The organism is Marixanthomonas ophiurae, from assembly GCF_003413745.1.
GTDB lineage: Bacteria > Bacteroidota > Bacteroidia > Flavobacteriales > Flavobacteriaceae > Marixanthomonas > Marixanthomonas ophiurae.
On the sequence record NZ_QVID01000001.1, the window covers coordinates 56,694 to 68,736 of the forward strand.

Here is a 12,043-nt window from a genome sequence, read left to right on the forward strand (position 1 = left end):
GTTTTTGTACGGTTGCATCGTTATGGTTTTAAGGCTTCAGGGTTATTCTTTTGCTTTTTAAAATAGCGCATCACCAAGAAAAAGACCAAGAAAAAATACAGTATATACCGAATAAAATGTGCTATTACCACACCTTCCACTCCGTATTCATCTACTAACAAATAGGAAAGACCGTAGAATAAAGCAAGCGAAAATAATTCAGTAAAAATAAAATTACGCACCATTTTCTTTGCAATAAACTGGTGTAGTAGTACCAAAGCGGCCAGTTTTATAAAATCGCCTAACAATTGCCACTTAAATAACGGAGCCATTTCGTCAAAATCGATGAAGATGTATTCTATAAATTGAAAGCGTAGAAAATAGATGACCACCATTCCGACACCAAATAACGGCAACAGAGTTTTATAGATGTTAAACAGTTCTTTTTTAAAACCTGACTCTGTTTTTAATCCAGTAAATTTAGGAATCACATATAAGGTAAATATAGCCCCTGAAAACACCATATAATTTTTTGAAAGCGTAGTCATCCCAGTCCATATACCTGCATCATCTGCACTCAATCGTTTGGCTAACATAGAACGAATATCTATTTCCACGTAACTTACCAGTACAGTTGCTACAAAGGACATTAATGAAAAGGCCAATAAGCTTTTTGCATAGGGTGCTTTAAACGAAATGTTGGAAAAATGTAGATACTCGCGAAGCACTTTTATAAAAATAAAAAGCATCACAGCAACCTGAATAACCGGAATTAGCGCAATAGCAAGCAACGCTCCATCTATGCTATACTGATACAACATTAGTAAGGTTAACGTAGCTCCTAACAAGTATGCAACTAATTCTATTTTTGCAAATTTCTTGTAATCAGACAGGCCATTTACAATTCCGTTAAATACGCGTTGTATCGCAATAAAAGGTGCCACAACGGCCACTATTTTAACGATGTATTCAAAATCGCGGGTATAAAAAAGGTGCTCACTAATAAAGCCAGCCCCAAAAAATAATACTGTAAACGAAGTGACACTACCCAAAACAGTAAACACAAAGGCAGTTGAAAACAGTTTTTGAAGCCTTTCACTGTCATCTTTATAATCTGCTACATATTTTACTACGCCATTAAAAATACCAAACGAGGTAATAGACGTTAACATTTGTAACAAGTTACGCAATGAACCGATTTTTGCGTATCCAGCTTTCCCAACGATATCAGTCAACTCTCGTTGTAGAAAAAAAGCAACAAATAACCGTATAACGATAACCCCAGCGTTTAAAGAGGTCATCTTTAAAAGTAGGTTGTCGCGTATAAATTTTGGGATTTTCAAGGTTAGTTGGTAGTGGGTAGTTTATAGTGGTTAGTAAATGGTTTATTATTTGTTTCTGAGATATTTTTGCAAGCTACTAGTCATTTTTGAGAGTTCCACGAGTTTTTCGCGTGTGTTCCTATCTTTGTCCTCAGTTATATATTTTCTCCTTTTTGCAATTGTGGAACAAACAACACATTCTTTTATCGAATTACCCGAAATCTGTAAATAACGGTTAAATTGTTTATCTGTATCCCCGGAACCTTCGGCAATATTCAATGATATGGAGATAGCCGCCCGAATATATTGAGAAGAAAGCCGATACATTTCTTCTTTTGGGAAATCATCAGTAATATCATAAACCATATCCACAAAATCCAACGATTTTTTATATACTTTTAAATCTTCAAAATTAAATTTAGTTGGTTCCATAAAAATTATCTTTAGTTAACAATTAAAATGTCCACTATATTCAAATACCTACTCTCTATTTCACTACCCTCTACCCACTAGAAACTACCCTCTATTCCTGCCAACCATTTAAAACTAAAATAATCTCATCTACCTCTTCATCACCCATCACTGGACTTATTGGAATACTCACTACTTCATTATGGATTTGCTCCGTAATTGGAAATGATAACGTATTATACTCTGGTAACGCCTCTTGTTGGTGTGGGGGAATGGGATAATGTATTAATGTTCCTATTTCGTTCTCCTTTAAATATTCTATAAAGTCTGTACGGTCTTTTACCCGAACCACAAACAAATGAAAAATATGATTATCACTGCTATCCCATTCGGGAAGCGTGATTTTTTTATTATTTATTTCAGAAATGTACTTTCTCGCCAAATTGCGTCGGCGTTCATTATCAGCATCGAGCTTCGGTAATTTTACATTTAAAAAAGTTGCTTGTACTTCATCCAACCGGGAATTGAAACCGGTTAATTCATTTACATATTTTGAAGAAGCGCCGTAATTACGAAGTTTCCACAGTACGGAGGCTAACTCATCATCGTTCGTTGTAACTGCTCCACCATCGCCTAAGGCACCTAAATTTTTGGTGGGATAAAAACTGAAACCAGCTGCATCTCCCAAATCTCCGGCTCGTTTACCATTTGTATTTTTTGCTCCGTGAGCTTGTGCGGCGTCTTCAATCACTAATAAGTTATTTTCTTTTGCCACTTTTGAAATCGCGTCCATCGGAGCCAACTGTCCGTATAAATGAACCGGCATAATGGCTTTTGTGGTTTCAGAAATCGCTCCTTCCAACGCTTGTATATTGAAGTTGTATGTTTCCAATTCAGCTTCCACCAAAACTGGAGTCATTCCAGCTTGTTTAATGGCTAAAATAGTAGCGATGTAGGTATTTGAAGCTACCAAGACCTCATCACCTTCGTGTAGCTTTCCTAACACCTTATAGCCTTCTAAAATCAATCGTAGGGCTTCTAATCCGTTAGCAACTCCAATACAATGTTTTGTTCCGCAGTATTCAGCAAAGCTGGTTTCAAAAGAACTGACATTGTTTCCTAGAATATAATATCCAGAATCTAAAAATGCTTTAAACCGCAACTGAAATTCAGCTTCAAAACGGGCATTGATTTTATGTAAATCTAAAAATGGAATCATATCAATGATAGGTCTAAAGTTTTATACACAGCAGTCTCTACAACGTAATTATCTGCTGTAAACGTACGTGCACCACAGCTTTCTTTCCAGAAAATAAGCCCTTGATTTAAATGCTTACCGTTTTCTTCGCTTGAAATATTAAAATCAAAATACCGCTTATCAGTTTTGAAATGATTAATGATAAAGTCGTACGCCAAGTCTAAACTTCCGTAGGTGTTTTTATCTACATTCCCTGAAACATATTGCGGATGAATAGTGGTTTTAGTTAAAAAAACCGTTGTCCCGGCGACTATTTTTTTGTCTTTATAGACACTTACTTGTTTAATATGCTGAGGAAAACGGGATGCTAGCAATTTAATCTCTTCTAGTGTATGAACAGGCTTAACTCTGTGTTTTTTCTGAAGGTTTGGGATTAAAATTTCATTCCAAAATCCTTCGTAATTATCATCAATTTGTACTGTTAACCCGTTTCTGATCGCTTTGTTAATGCCTTCTCGTCTGTTTTTCTGAAATCGTAATTTATTTTCATAATCAATCACCATTAATGCATCACGCTTTACTACGGTCGCATTTGCTTTAAAAAGAAAGTACGATAATTCATCTGCTGGAAGGGTGTTGTAAAAAGTTGGGATGACACGAATATCAAGGGTTTTAATTCCCTCAGTATATAAAAATTCGAGCGCAGCTTTAAAAGCTTCAAAAGCAGCTAATAGTTTCCCTTTTTCCTGTAACACAAAACTTCCATACGTCAATCCTTGATGCGAAATAACCGTATCTCCTTTTTTATTTGCCGGTAAAACAGCGTAAAGCTTTTCATCTTTATAGACCATCAATGAAAAATCTTCAAATCGATCACTGTGATACTCCATAAAGTTTCGGTTGAATAAAAAGGTTGCGTTTTTTGCCGAGGCGATAAAATCATTCCATTCCGCTTTATGCGAAGTAGTATATTTTTGTACCTGAAATTCAGGATTGTTTTTATTTTTCGGTGTATTCAAGAAACTAATATTGGTTACGCCATGTAAAACTAAAATTATTTTTACTTTTAGCAACGGTTTTACAAGTATATACTATATGGCGTTGTTGAATTTTATTGATAAGCAGTTTAATCTTTGTGTGGGCGCCCTGTTTTGTACTGTTTCCATCCTTGTGTTTATTTCTCCTATAGCGTTACAGCCAGACTCCCTTGGTTATATTGATGTTTGGTTTAACCGCACGCCGGTATATCCGCTTTTTGTAAATACTGTTCTAGCTATTTTTGGTGATTATTATAAAACAGCTTTAAAGGTATTACAACTGCTGTTAGGACTGGCATCGGTTTGGTTTTTTATCACCCAGCTACGAAAACACATCTCTTTACAAACTTTTTGGTATTTGCTGTTGACTGGTATTTTATTAATTCCATATGTGTACAACCATAAAATTGCAAACAACATACTTACAGAAGCAATTGCCTACCCACTGTATTTATTGACGACCGCTCATTTTTTATTGTTCTTTTTTAAGGAGCATACAAAAAACTTAAGCTATGCTCTCATCTTCCTGTTTATACTTTTATTAACGCGAAAACAGTTTTTGTATTTTGTGCCTATCGGTTTGGTGATCCTGTTTTGGGTAAGTTACAAATCAAAAACATTCAAACGGAACATTCCACATCTAATCGTTTTGGTTTTACTGCCTTTTGTGGTTTCGTTAACTGACAGCACCTACCATAAAATCGTGCACGGTCATTTTACCAATACCCCTTGGACCGGAATCCATCTGTTGGCTCCAGCGATGTATGTAGCCGATAAAGAAGATGTAGCTATTTATACTTCGGAAGAAGAAAAAGCCTATTTCAATGCTATTTACACCGAAATTGAAGAAAATAACTTTAATGAAGCTGCTGCCATTTCTGAAGGGCAAGATGTTATCTCACACTATATAGCCAATTTTGCAAAAATTGCAAATGGCACAATTTATCCTATCGGGAAAGAGCGGTACGAGAAAGAACTTTCGGAAGATGATGCCTTAATTAAAGTTGATGAAACGACTACGGCAATGGCCATACCATTGATAAAAGACAATTTTAAAAAGTGGCTTTCGCTGTATATTAAAAATTTCAGTTACGGATTTGAAAACTCAAAATACGTGTTGCTATTTGTTATTTTATTTCTCTTCGGAATTAGTAAAATAAACGTCTCAAATACCAACCGATTTAAAGCTATTGCTTTTGTAACGTGTGTCACTATAAGCAATATAGCTATTGTAGCTGTGGGAATGCACACCTTAAAACGGTTTACTTTTTATAATGATTGGGTGCTGTTTTTTGTGATTTTTATTTTATTGAACAGTATAAGCACTCATTATATTGCCAAAAGAAAAACACACCTATAAAAAAACCACCATCAAAAATGACAGTGGTTTTTTCTATAAAATTTCAGAAATAAATTACATTATCTTATTTCTTTTTCTATCTACTTCTTTTAAGTACACTTTTCTAAGTCGCAGGTGGTTTGGCGTAACCTCAACATATTCATCTTTCTGAATATATTCCAACGCTTCTTCTAATGAAAATTTGATTGCCGGTACAATTTTGGCTTTATCATCTGCACCAGAAGAACGTACGTTACTCAACTTCTTGGTTTTTGTTATGTTCACAGTCATATCATCTTGACGGCTGTTTTCACCAATAACCTGACCTTCGTAAATATCTTCTCCCGGATCTACGAAAAAGCGACCACGATCTTGTAACTTATCAATAGAATATGGTATTGCTTTTCCTTTTTCCATAGACACTAAACTACCGTTTTGTCTTTCAGGAATACCTCCTTTTAAGGGTTGGTATTCTAAGAAACGGTGTGTCATAATAGCTTCACCTGCTGTAGCGGTCAATAATTGGTTACGCAAACCAATAATTCCTCTTGACGGGATATTAAACTTACAAACCATTCGTTCTCCTTTGGCTTCCATGCTTAACATTTCACCTTTACGCAAGCTTACCATTTCAATGGCTTTACCGCTTACGGTTTCAGGAAGATCGATTGTTAATTCTTCAACTGGCTCACATTTTTTACCATCAATTTCTTTGATGATTACCTGTGGTTGTCCAATTTGAAGTTCATATCCTTCACGGCGCATGGTTTCAATTAAAACTGAAAGGTGCAATACCCCACGACCAAATACCAAAAATTTATCGGCACTGTCGGTTGGGTTTACACGCAATGCTAAGTTTTTCTCTAATTCACGCTCTAAACGTTCTCTTACGTGACGAGATGTAACAAATTTTCCATCTTTTCCGAAGAAAGGTGAATCGTTAATGGTGAACAACATACTCATTGTTGGTTCATCAATAGCGATGGTTTTCAATGCTTCTGGGTTTTCAAGATCTGCAACGGTATCACCAATTTCAAATCCTTCAAGACCAACCAAGGCACAAATATCACCTGCCTGAACTTCTTCAACTTTTATGCGGCCTAAACCTTCAAATGTATGTAATTCTTTAATTCTAGATTTTACTTTAGTACCATCACGTTTTACCAAAGTAACTTGCATATTTTCTTTCAATGTACCACGCTGTAAACGCCCAATAGCAATACGCCCGGTGAAAGAAGAATAGTCTAATGAAGTAATCAATAATTGAGTGGTACCTTCTTCAATTTTAGGAGAAGGAACATGTTCTAATACCATATCTAAAGCTGGCTCGATAGAGTCGGTTGGCTTTTGCCAATCGTCACTCATCCAGTTATTTTTAGCCGAACCGTATACGGTTGGGAAGTCTAGTTGCCATTCTTCGGCACCTAATTCAAACATTAAATCGAAAACAGCTTCATGTACTTCATCTGGCGTACAGTTATCTTTATCTACTTTGTTTACAACCACACATGGCTTTAAACCTAGTGAGATTGCTTTCTGCAATACAAAACGAGTTTGCGGCATCGGACCTTCAAAAGCATCTACTAACAATAAAACTCCATCGGCCATATTCAATACTCGCTCCACTTCACCACCAAAATCGGCGTGACCAGGAGTATCGATAATATTAATTTTTGTGTCTTTATACGTAACAGAAACGTTTTTAGAGGTAATTGTAATACCGCGCTCACGCTCCAAATCATTATTGTCCAAAATTAACTCCCCGGTTTGTTCGTTTTCACGAAACAAACTACAGTGGTGCATAATCTTATCTACCAAGGTAGTTTTACCGTGGTCAACGTGCGCAATAATGGCGATGTTTTTAATGTTCATAATGTTACCAATTTTTAGGCGTGCAAAAGTACTGTTTATTAATGAAATATCAACTAATTATATATTATGATTTTCATTCTATCTTTTAAAGTATCGAATAATTTGATTAAATTTAAAGAACTAACCAATTTTTCAGAAAAAATGATTTCAAAAAAGGCTCTTTTTTACAGTATATCTACTATTCTAGGAATTACAACTGCACAAGCTCAATTTGAACCGCAACAAGTAATATCAACAGAAGTTGAAGCTCCTTACATTTCTATTCCTTTTGACATTGATAACGATGGAAAATTGGATGTGGTGACTGCCTCCAACCAAGATTTTAAACTTAGATGGTTTAAAAACAATGACGGAGCAGGTAATTTTGAAACTGAAGCCATACTTAATGAAAGTCCAGTATTTTATCTATCTATCGATTTTGTAGATTTAGATAGCGATGGAGACAAAGACATTTTATTTTTAGAAAACAACCCACGAAATGTTGTGTGGCTCGAAAACATAGATGGTTTAGGAAATTTTAGTACAGAACAAATTATTATTGCCGAGCAACAGGATTTTATTACCAGTGTTTCAGTAATAGACATAGATAATGATGGAGATTTAGACTTGATGACTTCAACAACTGACACCTTTACAGATAAAATTAGTTGGTATGAAAATACGAACGGTTTGGGAAATTTTGGACCAGAAATTCTATTGATAGAGAATGTTATGGAAATCTACCCTCCCGTATTAAAAGACATCGATAATGACGGCAATATAGATATTTTAACGGCTCACGAAAATAACGGTCCTGCAAAACTTGTTTGGTATAAAAATGAAACCAACGGAAGTTTCGGTCCTGAACAAGAAATTTATCAGTTTGATTTTCTTGTTTCTGATCAAACAAGCATTACTTATATCCAGTATGTAGATGTTAATACCAATGGTAAAAAAGATATTGTTATTACAAGTCATAATGATGATACGGGAACATTTGTCTATTGGCTGGACAACCTGAATAACCAAGGTAGTTTCGGTTTGCTACAACCTCTTCCAAATATATCTAGCAACCAATACCGATTTTTCGATCTAGATAATGACGAAGACATTGATGTGTTACTTTGGAATAGATATACCAATAATTTTTCTTGGCTGGAAAACAGTGATGGCGAAGGAAACTTTACCACTGAAAGAACAATAACAACAAATATTGATTTCCCTGCCGATGCAACTGCAGGTGATATTGACGGGGACGGACAGCTTGATGTAATTTCTGCCTCCATTAGTGATAATAAAGTGGCTTGGTATAAAAATACAGGCTTGGGCATCGAAGAAAACTATCCATTATCATTTTTTTTACACCCAAACCCTACAACTGGCAAAGTTAAAATAACATCAAACCAAACAGTCGAAACCATAGTAGTTTTCAACTTATTGGGACAAAAAATTAAAACCGCTCGGCAATCAAATAGTATAGATTTATCAAGTTTTGAGTCGGGCATTTATTTTTTACAGTTAAAAACTGAAACAGGAAAATCACAAACACATAAAATTATTAAGAAGTAAAACTCCCTATTTTTCCTTACTATAAAATTAGGTTTTCTGAAATTTGACACACTTTTAGCTATCTTTGCATAACAAATGAAAGCTATGAACCTCAACGAAATTCCAAGACTAAAACATACCAACTCCAACAACTTTTTCCTTTTAGCCGGACCTTGTGCCATAGAAGGCGAAGATATGGCTCTTCGTATTGCTGAAAAAGTAGTTTCAATAACCAATAAGCTTGAAATTCCTTACATTTTTAAAGGCAGCTTTAAAAAAGCAAATAGAAGTAGAATTGATAGTTTTACTGGAATTGGTGATGAAAAAGCATTGAAAATACTTCGGAAAGTTTCTGAAACATTTGATGTTCCTACCGTTACTGACATACATGAAAATAGCGATGCAGCTATGGCTGCAGAGTTTGTTGATGTGTTACAAATACCAGCTTTTTTAGTACGTCAAACCGATTTAGTTGTAGCTGCGGCAAAGACAGGAAAAGTAGTCAACTTGAAAAAAGGACAGTTTATGAGTCCTGAAAGCATGCAACACGCAGCAAAAAAAGTTACCGATAGTGGTAATGAAAAAGTAATGATTACCGACCGTGGAACCATGTTTGGTTATCAAGATATGGTGGTAGACTTTAGAGGCATCCCAACTATGAAACAATATGCTTCTACTGTTCTAGACGTTACCCACAGCCTCCAACAACCCAATCAAAGTGTTGGCGTAACAGGTGGGCGACCAGAAATGATAAGTACTATTGCTAGAGCTGGAATTGCAACAGGAGTAGATGGATTATTTATTGAAACCCACTTTGATCCTGCCAATGCCAAAAGTGATGGCGCCAATATGCTGGATTTGTCAAAGCTTGAAAAATTATTGACTGATTTAGTTGCTATTCGAAAGACAATAAATGGATTGTAAAGAATATTTTGAAAATTATTTAATTAAAAAAACCTGCCTTCTTCAAGCAGGTTTTCCTTTTAAACTATATTATTTGGCTAAAAATAAATTATAAGTTTCTGAATAAAAAAGGGCTGTCAACATAAAATTGGCAGCCCTTGTAATCGCTATTATTAACTCCCCAATTAATTAAGCTATCACAAAGATGGCATGAAATAAGGTTCTAAACAATAGGTAAAAACACCTAATTGATAGAGGGTTTTTCCTGTTTTTAAATAATTCAACGAAAAAAGACCACTCAAAAAAAGTGGTCTTTATATATAATCGCTTTATTAACTCCCCAATTAATTTAGCATTGATTAATTATAAAGTAAAGATGCAACGATTTATTTTATCTTTCAAGGGGGTTTTTCCTGTTTTTGCACAGGGTTTCTCCTGTTTTGTGTTTATTTCATTTTAGTATATTTGGTGTACTTTACCTTATTATATTATGAAATTAAAATTTATCGCTCCTCTTTTATTTCTGTTCAGTATTAACTTTTCACAAGCACAACAACGTAAAACAGCAGAATTTGGAAACCCAACACGGTCAGAATTTTCACTTATTAAATACCAAAAAGATCCTACTGCAAATGGGGTTGTTCTTTTTGAAAGTGGGAAAAACTACGTAGAAATCGTTGATAATTATATTCGGCTAATAAAAGAAGTGCATCGCAAAATAAAAGTATTCGATGCCAAGAACTTTAAACACGGTACTGTAGAAATCCCTTTTTATCATGATGGCGATGCCACTGAAAAGATTGCAAAACTTAAAGCGATTACACATAATGATCAAGTTAAAACCTATGTAGCCGCCGATGCTTTTTATACCACAGATGAAACTCAAAATTGGTCACTCAAGAAATTTGCTTTTCCAAATGTTAAAGATGGAAGTATTTTAGAATATACCTATAGAATAGAATCCCCTTATTTTTCAAATTTCGGTGGGTGGAACTTTCAAGGCCTCTTGCCTAAAATGTACAGTGAATTTGAGTCTAAAATACCCGGTAATTACAATTATAACCGTACTTTATATGGAAATATGCAGCTCGACATCAATGAAGCCGAAGTGAAAAAACATTGTTTTAACGTTCCCGGTTTTGAAATAGCGGCTGCTTGTGAAGTTGCAACATATGCCATGTTTGATGTTCCAGCTTTTAAAGAAGAAAAATACATGTTGGCTACAAAAAACTATACCGCCCGTTTAGATTTTGAATTAATGAAATATACCGACTTATCTGGTAGTACGGAAAAGTTTTCTAAAAGCTGGGACGATGTAGACAAGCAATTTCGTTATGACAAAGATTTTGGTAGGCAACTTAAATACAGCAACTACTTTGAAGACAAACTGCCCACAACCGTACTCTCCATTAATGACAAAATGGAAAAAGCTAAAGCGGTGTATTATTTTATACAAAATCATTTTAACTGGAACGGCAATTACCGGGTTCGTTCAGACATTCGTGTAAAAGATGCTTTTGAAAAAAAGTCGGGCAATAATTCTGAAATTAACATAGCACTCCTAAATGCTATGGAAGCTGCTGGTTTAAAGGGTGATTTAGTGTTATTATCAACCCGGGGAAACGGACTTCCAACAACGGATTATCCGGTTATGACAGACTTTAATTTTACCATTGTCAAAATCAACGTTGACGATACTGATTATTTGCTGGATGCCACTAATAAAAATACTCCTTTTGGGGTCTTGCCTTTTAGAGACTTAAATGTTCAAGGTCGGGTAATGAATTTTAAAAAAGGTAGTTATTGGCAACCCATTGTTCCTTTTTCCAAAAACGTTCATTATGTAAATACTCAAATAACGGCCAACAAGGGTGGAGTTTTTACTGGGGTTGTTAATGAAATCAATACAGGGTATATGGGCTGGCAAAAAAGGGAAGATTTGGAAAAGAATTCAAAAGAAGAATTCCTAAAGGAAAAACAGGTAAGGCTTTCTCAACTAGAATTATCTGACTATACCATCGAAAACCAAAAAGAGCTTGAAGAACCATTCAAAGAAAGCTACTCCACTAAATTAGAAAAAAGTAACAGTGGAAAAATATTCCTGAACCCATTTTATATAGAAACTTATTTTACCGAAAACCCATTCAATCTTGAAGAACGAAACCACCCCATCGATTTTGGCTTTCCACTAACCAATACCTATTTAATTTCCATAGATTTAAACAATTTATACACTGTTGAGCAACTACCCACCAATACCGCTTTAAAACTCCCCAACGACGATGGTTCGGTATCGGTTGTTTATAGCAAAGGAGCAGGAAAAGTAACGATACGTTTAAATTTAAAGCTAAACAACCACTCATTCCCAGCTGAAGCGTATCAAGGATTAAAGGAATTTTTTGCCCAAGTGATGACCATCCAAAACCAACAACCTATTGTGTTGAAAAAGAAGTAA

At 35.1% G+C, this 12,043-nt stretch carries 9 protein-coding genes; 4 read left to right on the forward strand and 5 right to left on the reverse strand.

All coding sequences use genetic code 11. The features are described 5' to 3' along the window. Positions 1 to 20 precede the first annotated feature (20 nt). The 4 genes from DZ858_RS00270 to DZ858_RS00285 all read right to left on the reverse strand — a co-directional run bounded on the left by DZ858_RS00270 (position 21) and on the right by DZ858_RS00285 (position 3,929). Positions 21 to 1,322: an O-antigen translocase gene (locus DZ858_RS00270; RefSeq protein ID WP_117157585.1), complete on the reverse strand. Its 1,302-nt coding sequence runs from the start codon at positions 1,320 to 1,322 to the stop codon at positions 21 to 23. Between the two features lie 45 nt (positions 1,323 to 1,367). Next, on the reverse strand, positions 1,368 to 1,733 hold the full coding sequence (locus tag DZ858_RS00275; protein WP_117157586.1) for a four helix bundle protein: 366 nt from the start codon (positions 1,731 to 1,733) through the stop codon (positions 1,368 to 1,370). 91 nt (positions 1,734 to 1,824) lie between these two features. Beyond that, positions 1,825 to 2,931, reverse strand: a complete 1,107-nt coding sequence (locus DZ858_RS00280) for a DegT/DnrJ/EryC1/StrS family aminotransferase (RefSeq protein ID WP_117157587.1) — start codon at positions 2,929 to 2,931, stop codon at positions 1,825 to 1,827. After that, positions 2,928 to 3,929 carry a GNAT family N-acetyltransferase gene (locus DZ858_RS00285; RefSeq protein ID WP_239990689.1) on the reverse strand — a complete coding sequence of 334 codons (1,002 nt, stop codon included), beginning with the start codon at positions 3,927 to 3,929 and terminating at the stop codon, positions 2,928 to 2,930. Before DZ858_RS00285 ends, DZ858_RS00280 begins: the two co-directional genes overlap by 4 nt. A 76-nt stretch (positions 3,930 to 4,005) precedes the next feature. Between DZ858_RS00285 and DZ858_RS00290 the strand changes: the two genes are divergently transcribed. Beyond that, positions 4,006 to 5,307, forward strand: coding sequence for a glycosyltransferase family 39 protein (locus tag DZ858_RS00290; RefSeq protein ID WP_117157588.1), 1,302 nt, complete (start codon positions 4,006 to 4,008; stop codon positions 5,305 to 5,307). Positions 5,308 to 5,361: 54 nt separating this feature from the next. On the opposite strand, the gene typA is transcribed toward DZ858_RS00290, so the two are convergent. Further along, a complete protein-coding gene (gene typA / locus DZ858_RS00295) occupies positions 5,362 to 7,158 on the reverse strand; it encodes a translational GTPase TypA (protein WP_117157589.1) in 1,797 nt (598 codons plus the stop codon). 66 nt (positions 7,159 to 7,224) lie between these two features. Here typA and DZ858_RS00300 point away from each other — a divergent pair, with 66 nt between their 5' ends. The 3 genes from DZ858_RS00300 (at position 7,225) to DZ858_RS00310 (ending at position 12,043) form a co-directional block, all read left to right on the forward strand. Then, on the forward strand, positions 7,225 to 8,706 hold the full coding sequence (locus DZ858_RS00300) for a T9SS type A sorting domain-containing protein (RefSeq protein ID WP_117157590.1): 1,482 nt from the start codon (positions 7,225 to 7,227) through the stop codon (positions 8,704 to 8,706). 84 nt (positions 8,707 to 8,790) lie between these two features. Further along, positions 8,791 to 9,609 carry a 3-deoxy-8-phosphooctulonate synthase gene (gene kdsA / locus DZ858_RS00305; RefSeq protein ID WP_117159468.1) on the forward strand — a complete coding sequence of 273 codons (819 nt, stop codon included), beginning with the start codon at positions 8,791 to 8,793 and terminating at the stop codon, positions 9,607 to 9,609. 469 nt (positions 9,610 to 10,078) lie between these two features. Then, positions 10,079 to 12,043, forward strand: coding sequence for a DUF3857 domain-containing protein (locus DZ858_RS00310; RefSeq protein WP_117157591.1), 1,965 nt, complete (start codon positions 10,079 to 10,081; stop codon positions 12,041 to 12,043).